20 protein-coding genes are annotated in these 25833 nt (G+C 53.9%); 9 read left to right on the top strand and 11 right to left on the bottom strand.

What is annotated here, in order from left to right:
- The first annotated feature begins 38 nt into the window (after positions 1-38).
- From thiD to hemL, 3 genes are read left to right on the top strand one after another with little or no spacing between them, the layout of a single operon-like run.
- A complete protein-coding gene (gene thiD / locus CRO05_RS03305; RefSeq protein ID WP_097065797.1) occupies positions 39-878 on the top strand; it encodes a bifunctional hydroxymethylpyrimidine kinase/phosphomethylpyrimidine kinase in 840 nt (279 codons plus the stop codon).
- Positions 879-891: 13 nt separating this feature from the next.
- Positions 892-1563: a thiamine phosphate synthase gene (gene thiE / locus CRO05_RS03300; RefSeq protein WP_097066640.1), complete on the top strand. Its 672-nt coding sequence runs from the start codon at positions 892-894 to the stop codon at positions 1561-1563.
- Complete coding sequence (gene hemL / locus CRO05_RS03295) at positions 1553-2833, top strand: glutamate-1-semialdehyde 2,1-aminomutase (protein WP_097065796.1); 1281 nt, start codon at positions 1553-1555, stop codon at positions 2831-2833. The genes thiE and hemL overlap by 11 nt, the downstream gene beginning before the upstream one ends.
- A gap of 53 nt (positions 2834-2886) precedes the next feature.
- Here the strand turns inward: hemL and CRO05_RS03290 are convergent, their stop codons facing one another.
- Positions 2887-3537, bottom strand: coding sequence for a c-type cytochrome (locus tag CRO05_RS03290; protein ID WP_339389903.1), 651 nt, complete (start codon positions 3535-3537; stop codon positions 2887-2889).
- Between the two features lie 95 nt (positions 3538-3632).
- On the opposite strand from CRO05_RS03290, the gene CRO05_RS03285 reads away from it, so the two are divergent.
- The 3 genes from CRO05_RS03285 to CRO05_RS03275 all read left to right on the top strand — a co-directional run bounded on the left by CRO05_RS03285 (position 3633) and on the right by CRO05_RS03275 (position 7944).
- Entirely contained in the window at positions 3633-4235 is a 603-nt protein-coding gene (locus tag CRO05_RS03285; protein ID WP_097065794.1) for an SPOR domain-containing protein, read from the top strand.
- Between the two features lie 252 nt (positions 4236-4487).
- Positions 4488-5288 (top strand): type I methionyl aminopeptidase, encoded by an 801-nt coding sequence (gene map / locus CRO05_RS03280; RefSeq protein WP_097065793.1) that lies wholly within the window; start codon positions 4488-4490, stop codon positions 5286-5288.
- 28 nt (positions 5289-5316) lie between these two features.
- Positions 5317-7944 (top strand): [protein-PII] uridylyltransferase, encoded by a 2628-nt coding sequence (locus CRO05_RS03275; protein ID WP_097065792.1) that lies wholly within the window; start codon positions 5317-5319, stop codon positions 7942-7944.
- 119 nt (positions 7945-8063) lie between these two features.
- On the opposite strand, the gene CRO05_RS15445 is transcribed toward CRO05_RS03275, so the two are convergent.
- The gene (locus tag CRO05_RS15445) at positions 8064-8237 is read right to left on the bottom strand and encodes a hypothetical protein (protein ID WP_159462692.1); all 174 of its coding nucleotides are present in this window, start codon (positions 8235-8237) and stop codon (positions 8064-8066) included.
- A 107-nt stretch (positions 8238-8344) separates the two neighbouring features.
- Here CRO05_RS15445 and CRO05_RS03265 point away from each other — a divergent pair, with 107 nt between their 5' ends.
- Positions 8345-9487, top strand: a complete 1143-nt coding sequence (locus CRO05_RS03265; RefSeq protein ID WP_200814297.1) for an IS4 family transposase — start codon at positions 8345-8347, stop codon at positions 9485-9487.
- 196 nt (positions 9488-9683) lie between these two features.
- Here the strand turns inward: CRO05_RS03265 and metE are convergent, their stop codons facing one another.
- A complete protein-coding gene (metE, locus tag CRO05_RS03260) occupies positions 9684-11996 on the bottom strand; it encodes a 5-methyltetrahydropteroyltriglutamate--homocysteine S-methyltransferase (RefSeq protein WP_097065789.1) in 2313 nt (770 codons plus the stop codon).
- Positions 11997-12113: 117 nt separating this feature from the next.
- Between metE and CRO05_RS03255 the strand changes: the two genes are divergently transcribed.
- On the top strand, positions 12114-13049 hold the full coding sequence (locus CRO05_RS03255) for a LysR family transcriptional regulator (RefSeq protein WP_235001268.1): 936 nt from the start codon (positions 12114-12116) through the stop codon (positions 13047-13049).
- 113 nt (positions 13050-13162) lie between these two features.
- On the opposite strand, the gene CRO05_RS03250 is transcribed toward CRO05_RS03255, so the two are convergent.
- Positions 13163-13903: a CADD family putative folate metabolism protein gene (locus CRO05_RS03250; protein ID WP_097065788.1), complete on the bottom strand. Its 741-nt coding sequence runs from the start codon at positions 13901-13903 to the stop codon at positions 13163-13165.
- Positions 13904-14332: 429 nt separating this feature from the next.
- Between CRO05_RS03250 and CRO05_RS03245 the strand changes: the two genes are divergently transcribed.
- Complete coding sequence (locus tag CRO05_RS03245) at positions 14333-14755, top strand: YqaA family protein (protein ID WP_097065787.1); 423 nt, start codon at positions 14333-14335, stop codon at positions 14753-14755.
- 230 nt (positions 14756-14985) lie between these two features.
- On the opposite strand, the gene grxD is transcribed toward CRO05_RS03245, so the two are convergent.
- The 7 genes from grxD to CRO05_RS03210 form a co-directional block, all read right to left on the bottom strand.
- Complete coding sequence (gene grxD / locus CRO05_RS03240; protein ID WP_090880938.1) at positions 14986-15294, bottom strand: Grx4 family monothiol glutaredoxin; 309 nt, start codon at positions 15292-15294, stop codon at positions 14986-14988.
- Between the two features lie 113 nt (positions 15295-15407).
- Positions 15408-16259 (bottom strand): peptide chain release factor N(5)-glutamine methyltransferase, encoded by an 852-nt coding sequence (gene prmC / locus CRO05_RS03235; protein ID WP_235001267.1) that lies wholly within the window; start codon positions 16257-16259, stop codon positions 15408-15410.
- Between the two features lie 115 nt (positions 16260-16374).
- Positions 16375-17451, bottom strand: coding sequence for a peptide chain release factor 1 (prfA, locus tag CRO05_RS03230; protein ID WP_090880941.1), 1077 nt, complete (start codon positions 17449-17451; stop codon positions 16375-16377).
- Complete coding sequence (hemA, locus tag CRO05_RS03225) at positions 17448-18701, bottom strand: glutamyl-tRNA reductase (protein WP_090880944.1); 1254 nt, start codon at positions 18699-18701, stop codon at positions 17448-17450. Before hemA ends, prfA begins: the two co-directional genes overlap by 4 nt.
- Before the next feature lie 207 nt (positions 18702-18908).
- Positions 18909-23924 (bottom strand): hypothetical protein, encoded by a 5016-nt coding sequence (locus CRO05_RS03220; RefSeq protein ID WP_097065786.1) that lies wholly within the window; start codon positions 23922-23924, stop codon positions 18909-18911.
- Between the two features lie 381 nt (positions 23925-24305).
- A complete protein-coding gene (locus CRO05_RS03215) occupies positions 24306-24767 on the bottom strand; it encodes an NUDIX domain-containing protein (protein WP_097065785.1) in 462 nt (153 codons plus the stop codon).
- 401 nt (positions 24768-25168) lie between these two features.
- On the bottom strand, positions 25169-25678 hold the full coding sequence (locus tag CRO05_RS03210) for a hypothetical protein (protein WP_097065784.1): 510 nt from the start codon (positions 25676-25678) through the stop codon (positions 25169-25171).
- Between the last annotated feature and the right edge of the window lie 155 nt (positions 25679-25833).

Below are 25833 nucleotides of genomic sequence, written 5' to 3'. Positions count from 1 at the left end.
GTAATTTGGGTTAAAATGTCATTTTACGGTATTAGCCCATGTCTCAGCCACCCCCTACAGTACTTTCTTTTGCTGCTAGCGACTCTACCGGTGGCGCGGGTATCCAGGCTGATATCCTTACGCTTGCCAGCATGGGATGTCATCCCCTGACGGTGATCACCGCGGTTACTGTGCAGGATACGGCCGGAGTGGACGACGTGATGGCGCTGGACCCGGAATGGGTGGTGGATCAGGCGCGGGCGGTCCTGGAAGACATGCCGGTACATGTTTTTAAAATCGGGCTATTAGGCAGCGTTGAAATTATCACAGCCATTGCCGAAGTAGTTTCCGATTATCCCAATATTCCGTTAGTGCTGGACCCCGTGCTTGCCTCAGGCCGTGGCGATGAGCTCGCCAGTGAGGAAATGGTGGCAGCGATGCGGGAATTGCTGCTTCCCCAGGCAACCATCATTACCCCCAACAGCATAGAAGCAAGACGGCTCGCGCAGGATGACGAGGATGACGACGATATGCCGCATCTGAACCAATGTGCGGGCCGGCTTTTGCACATGGGTTGCGAATATGTGTTAATCACTGGAACTCATGAAAATACATCCCAGGTGGTTAACCACTTGTACGGGACGGATGGCATTGTTCGCACCGATTCCTGGGATCGACTGGCAGGCTCCTACCACGGGTCGGGCTGCACTCTTGCCTCGGCTATCGCCGCCGCGCTTGCAAACGGGCTGCCGATCGCCGAAGGAGTCTATGAAGCGCAAGAGTATACCTGGCAGTCGCTTAAAGCGGGATTTCGTCCAGGGATGGGGCAGCACCTGCCGGACAGATTATTCTGGGCCCGTGACGATCACGACGGCGGAAACGGAAGCAAGGAAAAATGATGTGGTCGGAAAGATGATGCAGCCGAAGTTTTCCGGCCTGTACGCAATTACACCGGATGTGGCAGACACGTCGCGCCTCATCAGGATGACACAACTCGTGCTGGCAGGAGGCACGGCGCTCGTCCAATACCGCAGCAAGACAACCGATATTGCGCTGCGTTTGGAGCAGGCACATTCACTTGCTCATCTTTGCCGGAAATTCCGCGTACCCTTCATTATCAACGATTACCTTGATCTCGCAATGGAAGTCGGTGCGGATGGCGTACATCTGGGCCGGGACGATGTTGGCATGACCGAAGCGCGACGCGAGTTGGGGGCTGAAAAAATCATCGGCATCTCCTGTTACGACAGACTGGAGTATGCTATTGAGGCCGAGCGTCAAGGGGCGAACTATGTCGCATTCGGCGCCTTCTTTCCATCCACCACAAAACCTGGCGCGGTACCTGCGCCCTCAGATCTGTTGGGTCACGCGAAGCTTGAACTGCATATTCCGATTGTCGCTATCGGGGGCATTACTCTCGATAATGCGGCGGAACCGATACATGCGGGGACCGACATGGTGGCTGTCAGCAATGCGCTGTTTAATACCCGGAACATTCGGTCCACAGCTGAAAGCTTTTCCAGATTATTTAACCTGAACCGTCATTCCATTTCTCATCACCTTGGGTTAGCCAATGTCACGTAATCAACAATTATTCGAACGCTCTCAAGAATTCATACCCGGCGGCGTTAACTCGCCGGTTCGCGCCTTCAAGTCAGTGGGCGGCACACCTGTGTTTTTTCAGCGAGGACAAGGCGCGTATGTGTGGGACGCAGATAATAAAATCTACATCGATTATGTCGGCTCCTGGGGTCCATTGATTCTTGGCCATGCCCATCCTGAAGTGATAGCAGCAGTGCAGGCTGCAGCCCAAAAAGGTTTGACTTTTGGTGCGCCTACCGAGGCGGAGCTGGAAATTGCGGAACTGCTGTGCAAACTTGTTTCTTCAATTGACCAGGTGAGACTGGTGAGCTCAGGAACCGAGGCCACCATGAGCGCCATTCGCCTGGCCCGAGGATATACCGGCAGGAACCGTATCATTAAATTCGAAGGCTGTTACCATGGCCATGACGACGCCTTGCTGGTCAAGGCAGGTTCAGGCGCCCTGACTTTCGGCCATCCGAGTTCCGCCGGCGTTCCAGCAGAGACCGCTTCCAGCACCATGGTGCTGGATTACAATGATCTCGCCGGGGTGGAGCAGGCATTCAGTCAATTCGGTAAGGAAATCGCTGCGGTCATCGTCGAACCCGTCGCAGGCAATATGAACCTGATAGCACCGAAGCCCGGTTTCCTGCAGGGCTTGCGCGAGCGATGTACACAGCACGGCAGCGTACTGATCTTTGATGAGGTGATGACGGGTTTTCGCGTTGGATTGGGATGCGCGCAGGGAATGTATGGCATAACGCCCGATCTCACCACGCTCGGTAAGGTAATCGGCGGCGGCATGCCCATGGCGGCCTTCGGTGGCAGACGGGATATTATGCAGTGCCTGGCCCCATTGGGAGCGGTATACCAGGCGGGTACACTTTCAGGCAATCCTGTCGCGGTAGCTGCCGGGCTCGCCACGCTGAAGCTCGTGCAAATGCCGGGCTTCTACGAAAAACTTGCTGCAAGTACCCGGCAACTTACCGAAGGTCTCGTTGCCGCTGCAAAAAAACACGGCATGGTCTTTAGTGCACAGGCGGTGGGAGGTATGTTCGGTCTATATTTCCGGAAGAATCCGCCGGAAAGCTATGCTGAGGTAATGAGTTGCGACAAGGAAGCTTTCAACCGCTTTTTCCATTCCATGCTTCAGGAAGGCATTTATTTCGCGCCATCGGCGTTTGAGGCTGGATTTGTTTCCGCTGCACATGGCGACGCCGAAATCAGCAAGACGCTGGTTGCGGCTGAACAAATATTTGGTGCAGGAAATTAGAAAGTAAAAAGCGACCCGGGGCCGTTTTCGATGGCTCGGGTCCGCTCTGCAGGTTAGCGGAGGCCTGAAATAAACTCGGCTACCGCTCTCAGTTCCTTCTCGCTCATGCGCGAAGTGATCATTTGCATCACATCGTTTTCATCGTTTGTGCGTTGATCTGTCCGGAACGCCCGCAGCTGTGCCGCGGTGTATTCCGAGTGTTGCCCGGCAAGCCGGGGATAGTGGGGCGGAAGACCAGCGCCATTTGGAGAGTGGCAACCTGTACAGGCGGGAACGTTAGTTTCGAGATTGCCGCCGCGATATATTTGCTCACCCTGTTCAGCGAGTGATTTGTCGTTGGCTACTCCAGGCTTGGGGTTCTGCTGGGCATAATAAGCGCCGAGGTTCTTCATGTCCTCTGGTGAAAGCGGCTCAACCATTGCGGTCATAATCGGGTTTTCCCGCGCCGGAGGCTTGCCATCCTTTGATTTGAAATTATTCAGCTGCTTGATGATATACTCGGCATGCTGGCCAGCCAGGCTCGGATTCGCAGGAATAAGACTGTTGCCATCCGCGTTGTGACAAGCAGCGCAGACTTGGGTCGCAATCTCCTTGCCTTTGGCTGCGTCCCCTTTATTATTACCGGCTTCGGGAGCGGCTTGGGCGAAAACTTGACCGGATAGGGCCAATGCGGCACAGGCCACAATGTTCGAAATTAGCTTCATGCCTTGCATTCCTGGAACTCCGAAAAAAAGGTTTTGCGATTAACATGGCATTTTAACAAGGCAAAGGCTGAATAACAACAATAAGCTATCGGCAGATGAGAACATTATTTTTTTTATTGTTGTTTATCAACCTCGGTTTTGCGGTTTATATTCAACTGGAACCGGCTGCGAGAAGCGGTATACAACCGGGGCCTGAGCTTCAGCCGGAAAAAATCAAACCATTGCCTGCGGTTGCAGCGCCGACAACCTGCCTTGAATGGGGGACCTTTGTTGAAGCGGAACTGGATCGTGTGGAGGCGGCGATTGCCACGCATGAGTTGAATGGCAAGATGAGCCTGCGGGCAATGGGTAAGGCACCTGTCTATTGGATACATATTCCACCGCTCAGGAGCAAAAGGCATGCGGAGAAAAAAATCGGGGAGCTCAGGAGACGGGGAGTCACAACCTATACTCTCGTTCAAGACGAGAGCAAATGGAATAACGCCATCTCCATAGGATTCTTCGAGGATATAAAGGATGCCCAGGCTTCCATGATGGCGCTCAAGAGCAAGGGCGTCAGATCAGCGATTATCGGGGCGCGCAACCTGGAGCAGGTGAAATTCGTGGCAAGCTCGCCGTCGGAGAGCCTGGCAGGAAAGATGAGGGACTTGAAACAGGAATTCCCCGCCAGTGAGCTTAAAACCACCAAATGCAATTAGGAAAAAACAGGTGATTCAACGGCAAGGATACAAATAAGCTATTTGCCTTATTGCAATCGCGAATAGGCGCTGATGTCGTGCGCCGTATTCGTATTCTTTATTCTCGTAAAAAATCGAATCAGCCCAAAATCGGTTTTTTGCTGATCCCATAGTTGACTTCCATGCTTTGATGCGGGGCTTGCAATGCCATTCCCTCGCCCCCATCATACGTTTTTTTGTCCCTAGTAGCTTGCCCACCAATTCGGAATAATTATGACAGTGTCTCTCAAAACCCCTCAAGAGATAGAGAAAATGCGAGTAGCAGGTAAACTCGCATCGGAGGTGCTTGATTACATCACACCCTTCGTTAAGCCCGGGGTTACCACGGACGAGCTTGATACACTTTGCCATGATTATATGGTCAATGTGCAGAACACGATTCCAGCGCCGCTCAATTACGCCCCGCCCGGATATTCACCTTATCCAAAATCCATTTGCACCTCGGTCAATCATCAGGTTTGTCATGGGGTTCCGGGCCAGAAGAAACTTAAATCGGGCGACGTCGTCAATATCGATGTGACAGTCATCAAGGAGGGATACCACGGTGACACCAGCCGCATGTATTACGTCGGTGAACCTGGAAACCCAGCCAGGCGCTTGTGTGAGATTACATATGAGTCAATGTGGCGCGGGATAGAGGAAATCAAGCCGGGAAAACATTTGGGAGATATCGGCCACGCCATCCAGAGCTTTGCCGAAAGTCATGGATATAGCGTCGTGAAAGAATTCTGCGGACATGGAATCGGCGCAAAATTCCATGAGGAGCCGCAGGTGCTCCATTATGGCCGCGCCGGTACCGGACTTGAACTCAAAGCCGGGATGATTTTTACGGTCGAGCCGATGATCAACGCGGGGAAGGCCGGCATACGCCAAATGGCCGATGGCTGGACCATCGTAACCAAGGACCATAGCCTGTCGGCGCAATGGGAACATACCGTTCTCGTCACCGAAACGGGGTACGAAGTGCTGACACTATCCGCCGGTACACCGCCGAAGCCGGCTTATCGTTCCTGATCTGTCACGGAGGCCTGATACGAAGCCGTTGCGGAGTACTTTTAACGTTGAGGCGATCAAGGAGACCCTACTCCAAGGCCGTGAGTTGTTACGTCAGCGTTATTACAGAAACAAGAACGGCGCGGCCTTGTTGCTGGACCACAGCCGACTGGTGGACGATGTTCTGCGCCAGGTCTGGCGTGAAACGGAGATGCCTCGCTCCATCGCCTTACTGGCGGTAGGCGGTTATGGCCGGCGGCAACTTTTCCCTCATTCCGACATAGATCTGCTAGTGCTGGTTTCCAAGGCGGGAGGCGAGGCCGCCGCAATAGATCACGCTATCGAGACGCAACTGGAACGCTGGGTAAGATTGCTATGGGATATTGGGCTGGACGTTGGCCATAGTGTCCGCACGATTCCGGAATGCGCTGATGAGGCAGCGAAAGACATCACCGTGCAAACGAGTCTGCTGGAGGCCCGCCAGCTTGCCGGTCAGCGTCAATTGTTCACGGAATTTTCGCGCGTCATGCAGGCTATGCTTGAGCCGCGTCAATTTCTCAGAGCGAAGCAGCGTGAGCAGCAGCAGCGTCATGGACGGTATCGGGACGTCACCTACAATCTTGAGCCCAATCTTAAGGAGAGCCCCGGCGGCCTTCGGGATTTGCAGAACATCTTGTGGATCAGCCGTGCCGCAGGATTGGGGAAGTCCTGGCCGGATCTCGCGAGGGGCGGATTTATTACTCCCCGGGAAGCCCGCCTGGCGCAGCGTAATCAATCCATTTTGCAGGATCTTCGTATCCGGTTGCATTATCTTGCCGGAAGGCGAGAAGACCGCCTGCTATTCGATTACCAGACGCCCCTCGCTAGTGAACTCAATATAACCGGCAAACGGCCGCGCCGTGCCGGTGAAATGCTGATGCAGCGGTATTACCGTGCCACAAAGGCCGTAACACAGATCAACACCATTCTGCTGCTTACGCTTCGCGCCGAGATTTTTCCCCATGAGGACGCCGCACCGGTCATTATCAATCCCCATTTTCAGAAGCGTGGTGATTTGCTGGAGGTACGCAACGAGGATATCTTCCGCCAATATCCAGGCGCGATTTTTGAAAGCGTTCTGCTGCTGCAACAGCATCCCGATTTGAAGGCCCGCAGTGCTGCTACACTAAGGGCAATGTGGCGGGCCGCGCCGCTAATTAATGGCGCATTCAGGCGCGACCCGCGCCATTGCGCCCTGTTCATGGAAATCCTGCGCCAGCCGCGCGGATTAACGCGTGAGCTGCGATTGATGAACCGCTACGGTATCCTGGGGCGCTACATCCCTGCGTTCGGACGCATTGTCGGCCAGATGCAGCACGATCTGTTTCACGTCTACACAGTGGATGAACATATCCTCATGGTGGTGCGAAATCTGCGGCGATTCATGGCGCCGGAATTCGCCCATGAATACCCTCTTTGCAGCCAGCTCATCCGTGAATTCGAACGACCCGAAGTGCTCTATCTCGGGGGGCTATTCCACGATATTGCCAAAGGACGTCAGGGAAATCACTCGACGCTTGGCAAGGCAGACGCCCGTCGTTTCTGTCACCATCATCAAATGTTGGCGGAAGACGCGGAACTGGTTACATGGCTCGTGGAAAATCACTTGCTCATGTCGAGCACGGCACAAAAAAAAGATATATCCGATGCGGATGTGATTGCCGATTTCGCCAGATGCATGGGAAACGAGCGACGCCTCATCGCGCTTTATCTGCTTACGGTTGCGGATATTCGAGGCACCAGTCCAAAAGTATGGAACGCATGGAAAAGCAAGCTGCTGGAAGACCTGTTCCAGGCAACGCGGCGTCATCTGTGCGGGGATACGCATCATGCCGGCGGAACGTTGAAAAACCGCAGAAACAGGATTCTGGAATTGCTGCAACTCGATAATATTCCCGTCAGCGCTTATGAACAGCTCTGTTCAGCGCTTGACCCCACCTATCTGCTGCTGCACGAACCAGAGGAAATTGTCTGGCACATGCGTCATTTAGGCCATCAAATGAAACCGGCAGCGCCGGTGGTGAAGGCACGCATCTCACCGACGGGAACGGGCATCGAGGTACTGGTCTACACTGCTGATCAAGGGGACTTATTCGCGCGTATTTGCGGTTTTTTCGATCGTATCGATTACAACATAGCGCAGGCAAAAATTCACACCACCCGCCATGGCTATGCTCTCGATAGCTTCCTTGTGCTCGACCCTTTCAATGTTACGCAGCGCCACCGCGATGTATTAGGCTTTATAGAGCGCGAACTGACACAGCAATTAGCACAGCAGGCTCCCCTGGAACCGCCGTTGAAAGGACGTTTGAGCCGCCATCTCCGGCATTTTCCAATCGAGCCCGAAGTGGACATCGAACCAGACGAGAAGGGCGCATATCATGTCCTGTCAATCATTGCGGGCGATCAGCCGGGATTGCTGTCGCGCATCGCGCAAGTGCTGGTGCATTTTGGCGTGAATGTTCACAGCGCAAGAATAAATACGATGGGTGGACGTGCCGAGGATACATTCCTGGTCACCGGGAATATTTTGAACGAATCACGGAGGCTGGTCCATTTGGAGACGGAGCTGATAAAGACGCTGCAGACGAAGGAGTCTCTGGACCAACCCTCCGTTGAGCGCGTATTTAACAACTGAGGGGGCGATGATAGGCAGCGATAACCGGGATATTACAAGGCGCATGATAGTCCCGCGCGCTATCGACAGTTTTTTGGCATACTCTGTTCCCTGTCAACGATATTTTCTGATTTTTTTCATTACGCAGGCACATCTCCCACGCGTACTTCCCGTAATCCTGTCATTCCCGCGAAAGCGGGAATCCATAGCGTTGGCTGGAACAGATCGTCATCCTGCGGTGGGGCGAATTCGGGCAACCGGAAACCCATGGATTCCCGCTTTCGCGCACTGCTGTCCGGAATAAATTTATCCATAAATCTGGAAAGGGTTGCAGGCATTGGTTTAAAGGGTTAAAACCCTGTTTGCCAACTTAAAAACCAAACCTGCAACCATGTTTAGGATAAGCCGATTTCAGGAATTAATGAAGGGGTTATCGCGTGGAGCGTTCGATCGCATTGTCGAGCAGCATCAAGCGGACAAATACAGCAAGAAATTCCGTTGCTGGGACCAACTGCTGACGATGGTATATGGCCAATTAAGCGGAGCAGGCAGCCTGCGGCAAGTGGAGGCGGGTTTTAATAGTCACATTGCTCACCACTATCACCTCGATACCGGCTGCATCAAGCGCTCCACCCTGGCTGATGCCAACGGCAAGCGCAAGGAAGCGGTGTTTGCCGACACCGCGCAGTTACTGATGGGACAGGCATCACGGCAAATGCGCAAGCAGGTCAAACAATTGCTGTATCTGCTGGATTCGACCTCGATCACACTCAAAGGAGCAAAGTTTGATACCTGGACATTGGAGAATCGCACTCGCAATACCCAAGGCATCAAGCTGCACGTGCTGTTGGCTTCAGAGCCGCATGCGCCGGTCTGGCACGACTTCAGTGCTGCCAACGTCAACGATGTAGAAAAAGCTATCGCTGTGCCACTGCGGGAGGGGGCATTGTATGTGTTTGACAAAGGCTACTGCGACTACAACTGGTGGCATCGGATCGATGCGGCAGGGGCAAAATTCGTCACCCGCTTCAAACGCAATGCTGCGTTACGGGTCGAGCAGGAACTGCCTATCCCGCCGGAAGCTGCGCCCATCGTGCTGCAGGACCGGATCGTGCGCTTCAAGCACAAGCATCCACGCGGTGGCTGCGTGAACCTCTACGACAAGCCGCTGCGCTACATCAGTATTGCCAGATGCGACAAGCCAATACCCCTGATATTGGCGACCAACGACCTGCGCAGCACGGCACTGGAAATTGCGCAGCGCTATCAGGGTCGCTGGCAAGTCGAACTGTTCTTCAAATGGATCAAACAGCATTTGAAGATCAAGCAATTTCTCGGATGCAGTGAAAACGCCGTGCGCATCCAGATATTGACCGCGCTCATCAGCTATTTGCTGGTAGTGCTCTATAAACAGGTGCAGGGCTTGAAGCAGAGCCTATGGGAGTGCCTGTGCCTGATTCGCGCCACGCTATTTCAGCGTCCCGATATCGACGTTTCTTTATATCGAAGGCGACGATCCCGGCTTGAACAATTGGCACAGGTACAGATAGGGCTGTTCTCATGAATTTGTCAACAGATTTATTCCGGACAGCAGTGCGCTTTCGCGGGAATGACAGTTGTTGTAGGATTAGGTGGAGCGTAGCGTAACCCATCGAAGTGATTACGATGGGTTACGGTTTTCAGCCCCTACCTATGCCGATCTTCCAGGTAGGACTTGCTTCACGTGCTGGCGTGGCTTGTATCCCGATTTCACGATTGGCTCATGCTGTGGCACCAGCAGATTCGGTTTGCGAAACTTCCAGGCGGGCGCGTAACACGGCCGCAGCTTCGACCATCCGCTTCAAGGCTGTGACGACCTCCGGCCAGCCACGCGTTTTCAAACCGCAATCGGGGTTGACCCACAATTGTTCCGGATTAATCACTCCGCAGGCTTTTTCCAACAGCTCCAGCATTTCCCGGGTTTGAGGAATCCGGGGCGAGTGAATATCGTATACACCTGGGCCTATCTCGTTGGGATACTTGAAATGGCCGAATGCGTCCAGCAATTCCATTCGTGAGCGCGACGTTTCAATCGTAATCACGTCCGCGTCCATGTCCGCGATGGCCGGCAGAATATCGTGGAATTCCGAATAGCACATATGGGTGTGTATCTGGGTCTCATCCCTTACGCCAGAGCTGGCTACGCGGAATGCTTCCACTGCCCATTGGAGATATCCGTTCCAATCGCATTTTTTAAGCGGCAATCCTTCGCGAAAGGCCGGTTCATCAATCTGAATAATGCCTATGCCGGCCTGCTCCAGATCGACAACTTCGTCACGGATGGCAAGTGCGAGTTGAAGGGCGGTGAGAGAACGCGGTTGATCGTCGCGCACGAACGACCACATGAGCATTGTTATCGGACCGGTCAACATGCCTTTCACCGGCTTTTCGGTCTGGCTTTGTGCGTATTGGATCCAATCCACGGTCATCGGCTCGGGACGGTAGATATCACCATAGAGAATCGGCGGCTTTACACAGCGGGAACCATAGCTTTGCACCCACCCGTTTTCGGTAAATGCGTAGCCCCACAACTGCTCGCCGAAATACTCCACCATATCGTTACGCTCGGGCTCTCCGTGCACGAATACGTCCAGGCCGATTTCCTCCTGCTTTCTTATTACAAGCCGTATCTCATCGCGCATCGCTTCCAGATACTGCAAATTGCCGAGCTCGCCTTTTTTGAAAGCCGCGCGAGCCTGACGGATCTCCGGTGTCTGGGGAAATGAGCCGATGGTTGTGGTGGGTAAAAGAGGAAGCTGGAGACGCTCCCGTTGCAGCACTTGGCGCACGGCGAATGGATTTGCACGCCCGATATCATCCTGCGTGAGGCGTTGCAGGCGCTCCTGCATTACCGGACTGTGTATGCGCGGCGATTCCGCACGCGCTTGTCTTGCTCTGACAGACGCATCCAGTGCGTCGCGTATCGCATCTTCTCCCTGGTTCAAACCTTGCCCGAGAGTTGAAATCTCACTCAATTTCTGCGCGGAAAACGCAAGCCAACCCCTGGTTTCATCATCCAGTCGGGTTTCCAGTTCGAGATCGACCGGGCAATGCAAAAGCGAGCAGCTGGGCGCAATCCACAATCTTTCACCCAGGATGGACTGTGCGCGTGACAGAGTCGAGAATGCCTGCACGAGATCGGCGCGCCACACGTTCCGTCCATCGACGACACCCAAAGACAGCACTTTACCCGCCGGGTAGTCATCAAGAAAAGTATCGAGCTGACCCGGTGCGCGACATAAATCGATATGCAAGCCGTCTACCGGCAGCTTCTTCAAGCGGGCAGCATGATTGCCCACCGCTTCGAAATAAGTCGTCAATAACAACTTTGGCAACTTCGTTCCGGACTCTCGCAACGCAGCATACGCCGGCTCCAGGCTGTTCAGCCAGTCAGCGTCCAGATCAAGCGCCAGCAGCGGCTCGTCAATTTGCACCCATTCCACGCCCAGGGAAGCAAGCCGGGCGAGAATATCTCGGTAAACCGGCAGCAAATCCGCTAGCAGGTCGAGGCGGTTGAGTCCAGGAGCGGTTTCTTTGCCCAGGTATAAATAAGTCAGCGGTCCGATCAGTACCACTTTTGGAGAAATGCCAAGAGCGCGGGCTTCAGCCACTTCATTGAAGAGTTGTGATGAACCGATACGAAACGTGGTGTGCGCGTCGAATTCCGGGACGATGTAATGGTAGTTGGTATCGAACCACTTGGTCATCTCCATGGCCGGCTGATTCGCGGTTCCACGCGCCATTGCGAAATATAAATCCAGTCCGACATCACCGCCGCCTGCATTAAATCGTGCAGGTGTCGCGCCGAGCAGCGCTGTCATATTAAGCATTTGGTCATACAGCGCAAAATCTCCGGCTGGGATAAGATCAATGCCGTTGTCCCGCTGCAAAGTCCAGTGCCGCTTCCGCAATTCCGCCGCTGTGGCTTCCAGCCGCTCATTATTAATGTCGCCACGCCAGTATGCCTCAAGCGCCTGCTTCAACTCCCGCCGCGCGCCAATGCGCGGGAAACCCAGGTTATGTGTCAGTGCCATAATGATTGCTCCCACGTTAGTTGCTAATTGCAGTAGGGAACGATTGTGTGGCAGACTGATCTATGAATCAAATGAAAATTTATAAAATATTAATGAATAGAATTCATATCAAAACTCATGACTATGTCACTCGTATCCATTCTTGAATTGCGGCATCTCCGTACACTCGCAGCGCTGCACGAAACAGGCAGCGTTTCACGCGCCGCCAAGCGGGTACATCTTACGCAATCTGCCTTGTCACATCAGATCAAGGCGCTGCAGAGCCATTATGGGCTGTCGATAATACAACGCCGGGGACAAGCCGTTGAGCTGACCGATGCAGGGAAACATCTGGTTGCGCTGGCAGGGAAAGTACTGGAAGAAATTCAGGCAACCGAGCGGGGTCTTGCAAAGATGTCGCAACAGGCAACAGGCAGTTTGCGCATAGCGCTGGAATGCCACACCTGTTTCGATTGGCTGATGCCGCTCATGGATGCATTCCGTCAGCATTGGCCGGACGTGGAACTGGATCTCGTTTCCGGATTCCACAGCGATCCTGTCAAACTGCTGGAGGAAGGTGGAGCAGATGTAGTGATCGGGTCGGAACACAAGCGGCGGCGCGGCATAGTCAACCATCCGCTATTTCGGTTCGAGATTCTCGCAGTGCTGGCCCCGGAGCACCCCCTTCGCAGAAAACGGATATTGCATGCGGCCGACTTCGCCAATGAAACCCTTATTACCTATCCTGTGCCGGAAGACCGCATTGACCTGATTCTAAACGTGTTGAAACCCGCCGACATCCACCCCGAGCGACGCACGGCGGAGCTGACCGTGGCTATTCTGCAATTGGTAGCCAGCCGGCGCGGTGTCGCGGCACTACCCAGTTGGGGTCTCAAAAACTACGTCGATCACGACTATGTGATCGCCCGCCGCATCAGCACACATGGATTATGGAGCGATCTGTATGCGTCAACACTTACCGAGACGGCTTCCCGTCCCTATCTGCGCGACTTTCTGACAACCGCGAGGAATACGTGTTTCGCTACGCTGGATGGAATCATCCCGCTGGAATAGGATTTACCGAGGAGGGCTTTCCCCCTCGGCAAACCAAGGAGATAACGCGGAAAAATCGTCTGGTGAACAAGCGACATACATGGGTACATCGTCTGCTCACCAGAATGCGATTGTTAATGCAGAGTAACTACTTCGTCTTCGCAGACAAAATCCGAACAATAATTCTCATAGACGCCATCAAGAAAACCCCATAGCGCATCACATGCCCGGGTAGTTGCTGCCGCCACCTCAGCCTGTTTCTCCGGGGTATCGGCAAAGCGCTCGATCAATGTCCACTCCGCTTGGGAGTGATGTATGTCGGCTTCCTGGTGTACGGTAAAGAACTCGTAACTCGCCGGGTCGCTCATTCCATAATACCTCTCCAGCCCATCGATTTTTACGGAAGCGATGGACGGCACCTGGGACTCAAAGGCATGCATCGCCGCGAGACCGGCATAAAACGGCTGGTTCAGGCAGATGTCCCGGAATGTTGCCACCAGTCTGGCGGTTCCCGGCAGGGCATTCGCGCTGGCCAGATCGTTGTCGCTGGAACCCAGGGCCAGAGCGAAATTCTTCCACAAGGCAGGATGGTTTTTTTCCCCATGCTCTTCGCTGATCAGATTTTTCAGCACTTCCTGCCGTACGCTGATGTCGCCGCTATTGGATTCAGTGTGAAAATGCGGAGTATTGAAATGTACCGCGCTCAGGTAGGTAGGCTCGGCCAGCACATTATGAAAATATTGTTCCGCATACCCCCGTAATTGTTCCTTGGTGAGCTTGCCTTCCGTCCAGGCCACATAAAAAGGATGCTTGAGCAGATGTCTGGCACTAATGATGGAATCGATCTTTTGTTTGAATGTTACGTCAGTTGTCATAGTTTTTCCTCTTGAACAGAGATGGGTAATCGGCCAACATATCATCGCCGAAATAAGGCCTTTAAGTCAAATTTTGGATTAGCCCGACCGGTATCGTCCAAACATCGGGTCGTAAAGATACCGGCCAGATTGCCATCCGTAGCACATTGCGGAACCCGGGAACAAGCCCTCTGGGCGCGCCCGTTTGCCAGCTGAGCTGATAAAATGAGATGATTCACCAGGCGCCAGCAGCGTGAACACGGCATCCCCGGCGCTGGTCGCACTTTCCTCCGGATCGCTTTGTTCCGCCTTGTGCGCTTACCCAGTTCGCGTCTGTCTTGCTGGTTGGGCATCCCATCCGTCAAAGCTGTCTTCGCGCCCGCGCGGAACTTGCTCTGAGGTTCTTCCGAACGACGGGCAAAACTGCGGGTTTATTTTTCAGAAAAGTCTATGGATGAGCAATCTAGTTTACTGGCGCTATTCACCACCAGTTTCCTCTCTGCCACGCTGTTGCCTGGCGGATCGGAGGCCGTACTATTTGGTGTTTTGACAGCTTACCCTCAGCTTTTCTGGCCTGCTCTGGGGTTTGCCTCATTGGGCAACACCATGGGCGGCATGAGTTCGTATGCTATCGGACTCTTCTTACCCGATGAAAAAGCACTTCTGAAACAATCCGGGGGCAACATGCGAGGCCTGGAGTGGGTGCGCAGTCACGGTAGCCTCGTCCTGTTGCTGGCATGGGTGCCGATAGTCGGTGATCTGTTGTGCGTCGCTGCGGGATGGCTCCGAATAAACTGGATATTGGCGATGCTGTTCATGGCTATCGGAAAGTTCGTGCGGTACTGGGCAATCGCGGCGGCGATGAGCGTGTAAACCAAGACTGCCGCCATCTCTTACGAAACCGCTGAATAAAGCTCAGTCCAGGCGAGATTTTGCATATCCCTTATATCCCTTATTGCAGTTCCTGAACGCAGCAGCAGTTCAACGCCTCAATTGCCCCCTGAATTGGGCATCCGAGGCACGCGATCGGGGTTCGGCTTACATGAATCGGCGCACTTGTATGCTGCAAGTCAGCACACATCACCCCGAGCGCTTAACCTGAATTATTTCTTGAGTAATTTCTGCAGTTCACCGCTCTGGTACATTTCGCTGACGATATCCGAACCTCCGACAAACTCACCGTTGACATAGAGTTGCGGAATGGTCGGCCAGTTTGAGTATTCCTTGATGCCCTGCCGGATTTCAGGTTCGGCAAGCACATCCACCGCGAAAATATCATCCACCCCGCAGGCGTTGAGAACCTTTACCGCATGGGCGGAAAAACCGCATTGAGGGGCTCCCGGCGTGCCTTTCATGTAGAGCACCACGGGATGGGTGGTTACCTGTTGCTTGATGGTTTCCTGGGTATTCATGTCTGCTCCTTTTTCTCTTGAAATTGAATAAACTGCAAATCAGCTTATGGGAAAGTCAGACCCTTTTCAAGGGATTTGATTCCGCTGGTCAATTTTCATTTTAACAGCTTCTTTCAGGAAACAATCAGGCTTCCACCGCTGACCCGCATGATGCCCGCCAGATCTGGATGAGAAAATACGTCTCCGAACCCGGCTTCACCCAGCAATTGCCTGCAAATTTCCGCCTGGTCGTAACCATGTTCAAGCAACAGCACGCCTCCCGCGACCAGGTGAGCCGGAGCGGAAGCGATGATTGATCGAAGGCAGTCAAGACCTTCGCCTCCTGCCGTCAGCGCCATGCGTGGTTCGAAGCGCAAATCGCCTTGAGCGAGGTGAGAGTCGCCAGCCGCGACATAGGGGGGATTGGACACGATGAGGTTGAATTTCTCACCGGCGAGTCCATTGAACCAGTCGGCTTCCAGAATGCACACGTTGCCCACATTCAACTGCTTCGCATTCGTTCTTGCAATCACTACGGCATCGGCGGAAAAATCGACAGCGGTGACGTCCGCCAGCGGACGGTGTTTTGCTATGCACAGCGCGATAGCGCCGCTGCCGGTTCCAAGATCAAGAATTTTGCAGGAAAAGTTCGCCGGAATTTGCGCCAGCGCAAGATCCACCAGCAATTCCGTTTCAGGCCGGGGAATGAGTACTGCGGGGGTGACTGTAAAATCGAGGCTGTAAAACTCGCGGTGGTCCGTGAGATAGGCGACAGGCTCGCCATGAGCACGCCGTCCTGTCAACAGCTGAAAGGATCGCGCCTGATCGGCGGTAAGCACCTGTTCGCATTGAACAATAAGGTGGACGTGGCTCACGTTTAGCACGTGCTGCAACAGCATTCGCGCCTCGATATCGCCAATGTCACGGCCTGCTTGAAGCAGCGCTTCCCGTATCGTGATCTGCTGCATGGAGGGATTGAATTTCATATTACGGATTCAGCCGCGAACCCCGGCTATAACACTGCTGAACGAGGCAAGGGAGAAACAGCGGGGACCCGGAAGCAGAGCACAAACAATGAGTAGAGCCCAGACAATCCGCTATCTACACCCCCATTGCTTTCAACTGCTCCGCCTGATGTTCGGACATGAGCGCAGAACAAAGTTCAGTCAAATCTCCGTCCATGATCTGCTCGATCTTGTAAAGCGTAAGATTGATACGATGATCGGTTATTCGCCCCTGGGGGAAATTATAGGTACGAATACGACCTGATCGGTCGCCGCTGCCAATCAGGGACTTGCGTGTAGCAGCCTGCTTGCTTTGCTGCTCCTGGGTCTGCTTGTCGCGGATTCGTGCAGCCAGCACACTCATCGCCTGCGCCTTGTTTTTGTGCTGCGAACGGCCATCCTGGCACTCGACCACGATGCCGGTCGGCAGGTGAGTCACTCGCACCGCGGAATCAGTCTTGTTGATATGCTGACCGCCTGCGCCGGAAGCACGGTAAGTATCGATCCTTAACTCTGCGGGGTTCAACACCACGTCCATAACCTCGTCTGCCTCAGGCATGACGGCGACAGTACACGCGGAAGTGTGAATGCGTCCCTGGGTCTCCGTGGCAGGTACACGCTGAACCCGATGGCCGCCCGATTCGAACTTGAGTTTGGAGTAGGCGCCATTACCGATGATCTTGGCAATGATTTCCTTATAACCGCCCGCATCGGAGGGGCTTTGCGAAATTATCTCGACCTGCCAGCGTTGGCGTTCGGCAAAACGCGCATACATGCGAAACAGATCGCCGGCAAACAGCGCCGACTCGTCTCCGCCTGTTCCGGCGCGAATTTCCAGAAAAATATTACGCTCATCGTTGGGGTCCTTCGGCAGCAACTGTTTCTGCAATTCTGCTCCGAATCGCACGAGCTTCTCTTTGGCATCGCGTATTTCGGCATCGGCAAACTCGCGCATTTCGGCATCGCCGGTCATCTCCTGCGCGGTATGAATATCACGCTCGCTTTGCAGGTATGCATCGTAAAGCTCGACTACCGGCGCAATCTCCGCACGCTCGCGCGTGAGCTTGCGATAGTTGTCGAGATTGGCGGTAATGCTCTCGCTACTCAACAGACGATTCAACTCCTCCAGGCGCACGCTAAGCTGCGTGAGCTTGACAGCTATGCTCTTATTCATTCCGGACGGTGGAGATGGTACAGGCGGCTGATCAGGTCGACCAAATCGTCACGCTCGTCGGTTGCGGCGTGATTGAGCGCGTAGGAGGGTATATGCAGGAACTTGTTGGTCAGACTATTACTCAAGGATTCGATGATTTTCTGCGGGTCCTCCCCTTTGGCGAGAAGCTTCGTCGCTCGCTCCAGTTCGTGGCGCCGATACCGTTCGGCCTGATCCCGCAGGGCCCGGATGGTTGGAACAACCTGGCGCGACTCCAGCCAGTGCATGAAATTGACCACATTAGTGTCGATAATCGCCTCAGCCTGCGCTACCGCGCCCTGGCGTGAATCGAGCCCTTCCTTGACGATATCGGCAAGATCGTCCACGGAATAGAGAAACACATCATCCAGTTCAGCCACTTCGGGCTCGACATCGCGCGGCACGGCCAGATCCACCATGAAAATCGGCCGATGCTTCCGCGCCTTGATCGCGCGCTCCAGCATGCCTTTGCCGAGTATGGGAAGCGTGCTCGCGGTACAAGTCACCACGATATCGTGCAGCGCCAGCTGCTCAGGGAGCTCGTTCAGCGTAATGACCTGCCCATTGAAACGATGCGCCAGAACCTGCGCACGCTCAGTAGTGCGATTGGCCACGGTGAGGCGCTTCGGATGACGTGCGGCAAAATGACTCGCGCATAATTCGATCATCTCGCCCGCGCCAATGAATAGCACACGCTGCTCGGCTATATCGCCAAAAATCCGCTCAGCGAGCCGCGCTGCGGCCGCAGCCATGGAAACGGAATTCGCACCGATCTCGGTGGAGCTACGAACCTCTTTTGCGACAAAGAAAGTACGCTGGAACAGCTTGTGGAGCAGCATGCCCAATGTACCGGCATGCTCGGCCGACTTCACCGCGCTCTTCAACTGGCCGAGTATCTGCGGCTCGCCCAGTACCATCGAATCCAGTCCGCTGGCCACACGAAAGGCATGCTTCACCGCTTGTTCGCGCGGCAATCTGTAGAGATACGGATCCAGCTCCCGCGCCTGCAAGTGATGAAAGTCCGCCAGCCAGTGGGTCGCTTCCTCTGGCTTCTCGGTACTGCAATAAATTTCCGTACGATTGCAGGTGGAAACAATCGCCGCCTCCCTCACCGGGCGATGACCCACGAGATCGTGCAATGCATGCTCCATCGCATCTTCCGGAAACGACACCTGCTCGCGCACGTCCAGCGGCGCGGTCTGGTGGTTGATCCCAAAGGCAAATAACTGCATTGAAGACAAGGTAGTAACCGGCGAGTCCGGTGAAGAATTGGAAAATTTGCTGATTATAGTATTACAAGCATTTGAATACCATAAGCAAGAAGAGTTTCTGCTTGGAAGAAAAAAATGAGGGAAGTGCGGATATGCGCCGGCAAGGGCGCCAGAGAGAAAAGAGCGTCCGCCTGGGACGCTCCCCAATAACGTATGACAGCTACGCTATCACTTTGTTGAATTGAAATTGCCCAGCAGGATCAGGTCGCCCGGCACTGCGCAACTGCTGAACGTGATGTAATTATTCGCGGGGAACAACAGATTCTTCAATGCGAACACGGAAACCGCCTCAAACTGAATTGACAGCTTTTGCACGATCTGCTGCGGCACCTGGCTCTGGATCTGCTGGTTGACTTGCGCCGCCAGGTCGTCTGAACCGCTGGGCCCGCCTCCAGACAAATGACCGCTGACGACAACGGCCTTGCTGTCGGTCTTGATTTGAATCGTCTGGTTACGCCCCTCGCCGCCCACGCTCAGTGGCAGTGATGCCCTCGCCTCGACGGTCACGTCGGTCGCAAGCATAGAATCGCCGCAACGGGTGCAACTCCAAAAGCAAGGGTAGACCGTAGTGCAGGAATGCTGATTGTATTGCAGCGACTGCCCACGACTACCGCTGTAATACATTTGCCCGTTCGCCTGAGCCGTGATGGTGGTGTCCACCAGAGACCACGACACATCTTTGCCACCGGGAATCGAATAAGTGTATTCAGTGAATGAGCCCCCGCCGTGTCCGCTGCTGATGGATGAGCTATGGTTGAGCTTGCTCAAATCCACTGTGCCAATGACACTGGCGCTAGTGAACTTGCCCGACCAGGCCTTGGCTGCACTGCCCGGATTCACGCCCTGCAGGACCCATCCGTTGTTTCTCAAGCTTTGCGGCAGAACTTCCTTGAATATCAATTCGGAACGCACCATCATGCTGTTGCTCTGGCCTTGCGGCAGGGGTTCCGGAATATTGTTCAGGAACGCCTGCGAGTAATTCAGCACCGCACGGCCCCCGGTCATGATGAAGAGTTGCAGCATCTCGTTGTTGGCTGGCGTTTGCAGCGGTTTGAAAACGAAGTCACTGGGCCTGAGCGCATTCAGCGTCGGAATCTCGGTCAGGTCAAGCTGGTTGATCAGGTAGACGACGGGGTTGCTGACGAAATACTCTTTGACCGCCTTGTTGAATTCCACCTTCGTGGCATCGCTCAAATCGATGTTGCTGATGGAGAATGCGCCTTCCTTCATGTCCAGTTGCACTTTCAGGACGTTATGATTGCTGTTCTCGATCTTGACCGTGCCCGCCACCTTGGCGAGCTGAATCACTGCCGTCAGTGTTTCGCCGCTGATGGACTGCGGCATATCGCATTGTTCCGGCAACGAACCCACCTGGGAACAGCGCTCTACCGAACCACTCAGTATTTCCATTTTCAGTGTGGCTGAATTGTTGTTGTTGACGCTGAAACTCAATAGGGGATAGCCATAGTCGATTGTGAAGCGATTGATGACGGTAACACCCCCAGGATATTTTTCCGAAGTGTTGACGGTAATACGATTCTTGTAGGCGGTATCCTTTTTCAGGGTTTCGTATTGGTCCAGCAGCGCGCTGTTAATTCCTTTCAGATCCATGTTGAACACGACATCCCAGCCATTGGTGCAACTGCCCTGCGCGTTCATCTGGGCCAGCAACGTCTCGGTAGACGGCAAGTGGGTCGCGGCGGCCAAAAGCACGTCGCTTGCTGCCAGAAGCTCCGGCAACCGGCGCGGTGGGGCGAAAGCGAGCAGTCGTTTGGCGGCCCGCTGTTGCATGATCTTCAGCGGATCGGCAATTCTTGCTTCCAGTACGAACGACAGCCGTATCGTCAAACTGTCCCGTTCGAAGCTCAAACCCTTGTTGGTGCTCGTGTTCGGTAGCGAGATTTCCCAAGTCGAGAAAGGCGTCACCCGGCTGACGCCTTCGGACCAGGACTCTCCGCCGTCGGAGAAGTTGGGCGAGTTGTCATGCGCGTTGTAGCTGTAAATCCGCTCGCGCCAGGGAGTGCGGAACGCCAGCGGATCACGGTGCAGGTTGCGGTCGTGAAAGGGGGTGCCGTTATAGGCAAGACGCAGCAGATAGGTGCCGCCGGCGGTGGATTTGACGCCTTCCACTGCCGCAACCACAGAAATGATTCTGGCATTGACGTACTGATAGAACTCGGGCGCATCCAGAAAAATCGTACTGCGGAAAACATTGCCTACGGTCAGTTCCTCCGGCTTCACGCCTTCGATAACGTATTCGATCGGCCTCGTTCTGCTGGCCTGGTAATGAGCCAGCAAGGATTTGGCTTCCAGCGTAGTGGCTTGTTGCCGGACCACTGCGGCGCTGAATTTCAGTAGACTGAAGGCCAGTACCGGCGTGCCCGGCTGGAGGTTGGCGTATTGCAGCGCCAGGTCCTGCATCAGGAACGCCTTGGCCAGGATCGTGAGCATCTGGTTCTGGATGAATGTGAGGTGGCCCGTCAGTGCCACCAGATCGATGGCCGACCGGTCGAGATCCTCGACTCTGGCGGGATGCAGCTTCTGCTGCAACGCCTCCAGCCGCGCCGCCTGACGGCTATTGATCTCTTTCTGCTTCTGGTTGGTATAAATATCTCGCTGAAGCGCGTGCAGCGAGGATTCGGCGCCGGCCACGGCTTTGCCGCGCAGCACCATGGTCGCAAAAGCCGCTTGCAGACTTGCCTTTTCCGGCTTGACATCCGGGCCGGACGCCATGATCTGGTTGAACTGAATCGACATCTCGTCCCAGGATAGCGTCGAGGGATTACCAAACTGCCCGCCGTCCAGATCATCGAGCGCGCGCTGCGCGTTTTCCAATCCTTTGGCGCCGGTACTGATTCCGGTGTACAGCTTGGACATCGCATTGAGGACATTGAAGGTCTTCTGGATTCTTTGCACGGCAAGGCCAAGGTCCTTGACCGCGGAGATGGATGAAGCAGGAATGGCAATGCTGGTGCCGAGGCTGAACAGGTTGGTGGCCACTTCCAGTCCGAACTTGATTGCTTCCATGGTCTCCCACTGCTGCACGGCCGATTTGTATTTCTGGGCAGCCAGATCCACGTCCCCTCGGGCTTCGAACAGCGATGCGTTCAAATTGTTGAGCTTGGCCTGCTGCTGCTCCGCTTCCGCCTTGCCTTGAACAATCAGCGAATCGTAGAATCCTTCCAGGTCTTTTTGCTGCGCGGCATTGGCTTCGATCACTCCGCTGATCAGTTCGCCCGACGCGATGATGTTCTGGTTGAGAGTCTTGGCCACATTGATTACCAGTTCCTGCTGGCGCCGATTGGCCATGCGCTGTTCGTTCTGTGCCACCTGCAGCTGTATCCTGTCCAGATAGCTCAGTATGCTTTGCACATATTGCTCATAATCCCGATATGGCAGAATCGGGACGAAACTGCCATATTCCGGGTTGACCGCGTAGTTGGCCAGATCCATCGCGCGTACGCGCAGCGCGATCAATTCCTCGCTCCCGCCGGCTGGCAGCATTTCGGCCAGCCACGTCAGGTAATTGCGCACAAACTGCTGAATGCCGCTATTTGCAAGGGTAGATTGATCGCTGATCACCGCTTCAGCGAATGTCATCGAAAATTGCAAGCTGTCTGTCAGCAAGGGCACCGTATCCGCCGGCGGTACCGTGCGCACGTCGTCCGCGATGAACGGCATAGCCGCTGATCCGCTTCCGTCCAGGTCAAACCTGAGCCCGTCCACGATCACGCTATAGCGCGAGCCGGAACGGTTCTGAACGGCCAGCGCGCCGAGAAATTCATCGCACCCCAACTGCAACGACTCGAAGGCATCATCGGCCAGGCAGATCGATCTGGGCTGACCTTGTGTGCGCATGTCCAGCACCTGGCCGAACAGCCGCACTTTTTTCCCGGGAACATTGATGGTCGTGGTGGCGCCGGCGGATAGCACATTCGTGAACAGGATAAAATCCTGCACTTCCTCGGCTGCAACGAGCTGCATGTCCGCGAGGTCCAGCCGCGCCTTATAGACGTTGACCGTGGGGCTAGCAATAAAGGAGGTGATTCCGGCAGTATCCTGCGGCAGCATGCGGACGAAATCACGCTGATCGTAAACGGAAAAATTCGGTTGGATCGTGGTGCGGTATTTCTGCGCCATCGCGCCCTTGAAGATTCGCTGCCAGATCAGTCCCCGCTTCTGCTCTATCATCACGCCAAGGCTGGCAAGGTGCACGGCTACCACTGTCTGTTCGGTGAATTCCTGTTGAAGGTTGGCAAGCGATAGCCGGGAATTGACGTTGAATAGCGAGAATACGCTATTCTTGTGCGACCACAGCGTATCCCGCCAGTCGCCGTTTTGCAGAGTCGAATTGAAAACGGCAGTATTGCTCAGGCAGATAACGCCGCCATATTCCTCCACATAGCCGAAGATGCCCGTAGCCCGATCGGTAGTAAATTGCGCGAAATCTTGTGATCCAGGACCGGACAGCGGATTGCTACCATCCGCGTATGCCAGTTTGAGCGTGGCAAACTGTTCCGGCAGATAGGCAAATACCTGCAAGATGGTGTCGCCCAGTTCCACGGCAGAAACATAGTGCGTGCCGAATTCGCGGAAAGAATCCAGCACCTTGTTGGCATCTTCCTTATTCAACTGATCGCCATAATCCTGAAGCCGGCTGCGGCCTGCGTGGCGCAATCTGGTCGAAGTCGAGGTGAATGCCGCACTCAGGCCATATTCCGGATCAGGCTGCCTTGGCCGCGCGTGCACCAGGATGCCACCAACTTCCGAGGCGTGATTATCGGCGCCGTCCACTCTCTCCAGTTTAACCAGCGCATAGCGTAAGTCCGTCCGGGCCAAGTCGACACCTATGGTGTTGGACAGCATCTCCAACGATGGCCGGCTGCCCACGGCACCGGCCAGCAAAGCGCCTGCGCCGAATGATGGGGCGTCAATATCGCTGGAAGGGTTGATAATCTGATAGGGAATCAATTCATCCAGCAGATCCAGCGCGGTTTCATGCAAAGTGATGATGGGATGCGACCAGACGCTACGCTGCGCTATCGGCTCGACCGGCCTTAAAGCCATTGCCTGCTGTTCGGCGGGATAAAGAATATCCAATACGCCGGCCTGGGGCTTCCAGTTGGGGTTGAGGCCGTTGACCAGATTGGTGGAGAAGCCGATGCTGAATTTGGTTTCGATCATGCGCGCATATCCTTGGATGAGTGGAGGGAAAGCCAGCGGGGAGTTTCACTGCCTGAAGCCTGTAATACTGCTGAGCTAGCCAAGGATATACGCGCCGCTCGCGCTTCTATACGGAGAAATACGGGCAAATTTAACCGGTATTCGATGTTTCGCTGACCTGATCTTAGGTGGCCGGTCTTTTCGGAAGCGTTGGATGAGCGGGCTCAATAGACCAAACAGCGGAGCAGTGAGTCGTTTTACTATTGAGTGCGATTGGCGGAAAAAAGAGGTAAGGGAAGATTGCTAAGCAGGATTTGGACGCCTGCCATGAATGATTTGACGCGGTGAATGATTTAACACTGTGAGCAGTATCAGCTCTGGCGGGTGCTGATACATCGCAAGCTAGCACATCAATTTTTCAACCAGTTCATCAATAAAGCCCACTTGCGCCGGGCGAATACGGCGGATAGCTTCGGATATCTCGAACCACTCAGCGCGATCAACTTCCGGAAACTCGCGAACTCGCCCAGAGCCCTTCGGCCACTCGATGCTGAAGGTATTAGAGACTAACCGGGACGTGTCCCAGTCGCTTTCCGTAGCCCATGCGTCCACGAGCTTCCCGCTAGCCAGCTTGCGTTGTGTAAGTGGCAAGAACGGGCCGGTTGGCTGGAAACCTGTTTCTTCAAAGAACTCTCTCAACGCGGCCTTAAAGGGTTCTTCCCCTTCCTCGTATTCACCCTTTGCTATCGACCATGAGCCGAGGTCTTTGTTGGCCCAGAAAGGTCCTCCGGGATGAACGAGCAATACTTCAAGCTGACCGACTCGTGTGCGATAGGGGAGGATGCCGGCGCTGGTTTTGGGCATGTGCATTCCCTCTTTAATAAATTTTGATAAATAGGGAATAAAAAAACATGATCTGACAGTACGTTAGGATGCTCTATAGTCGCGCCGACTTGGTGCTGAGGCTGGATTAAGCGAATTCTACTCATTCAGATGATCGCTGCGACTTATACAAATCTCATCTGAAAATAGTAATCCTTAAAGAGCAATGTCTTAATGGCTAAATAAAGCGTAAGACGTGGCGATGGCTGAAAAGGCCATTCATACGGGTTTTAACGATTTACCGTACTAATCAAAGGGATGTTTCGTTGTTTTTTGGGTGGGAATATGGGAATTCAAGTGTTTTGCCACAATGGGACCGATAGAGCGCTGGCTTCATGTTTGCCAAATTTTCTTCCTGTTCGTACATCCTATGGAATATCAAATCATCGTACGTCAAGTCCCGACCCAAACTCGTGATGACCTCTTTTTATGTCAGACTTTGGATAATAGTATTTTGTGAAGACGCCTGAAAAACCACTTAAGGAGTGTTGAGCAACTACTGTGAAGTAAAGATATTGGCCTTCAGATTCACAAACTGAACACAGATCTTCCGGCGTTCCAACTCTGATAGCATAATGAGCATCTTTATCCTTTCTCGAGTAGCCACCAACTTCAAAAACGTTGCCTTTTGTTAAGGGAATAAGCCTATTTCTTAAGACTACCCCGTTCGGAACTGCTTTCGGTGTTATTAACGTTAGCTGAAACTCGACATGTGTAAGCGGAAAACGGCTTTTATTTATTAATTTGAATCCATACATAGCCTCATCAGCTTTTGACTGGTTTGCGATGTATGGCGAAAATACGATCTTGGGCCGAAGCGAAAACAGAGCAATAAGAAATACCAAAGATGCGACCAAACTTCCTACTATGCCAACAAGTAGATTTTCCAACATACCGCCTTCCCCTTATTTTTATAAGTTCGATAGCCTTTAAAAGAGTGCGCCTCTCCCGGGAGATATGAGGATTGTAATCTAGGGTCTTATACCGGGAAAGCAGTTGCGTTGTGAGGTTACTATGTTGGTAAGCAAAACCTTAACTAAGGAAAAAT

Origin of the sequence: Nitrosovibrio sp. Nv4 (assembly GCF_900215485.1) — a bacterium.
Lineage (GTDB): Bacteria > Pseudomonadota > Gammaproteobacteria > Burkholderiales > Nitrosomonadaceae > Nitrosospira.
This window is presented reverse-complemented; position numbering and strand designations above follow the sequence as displayed.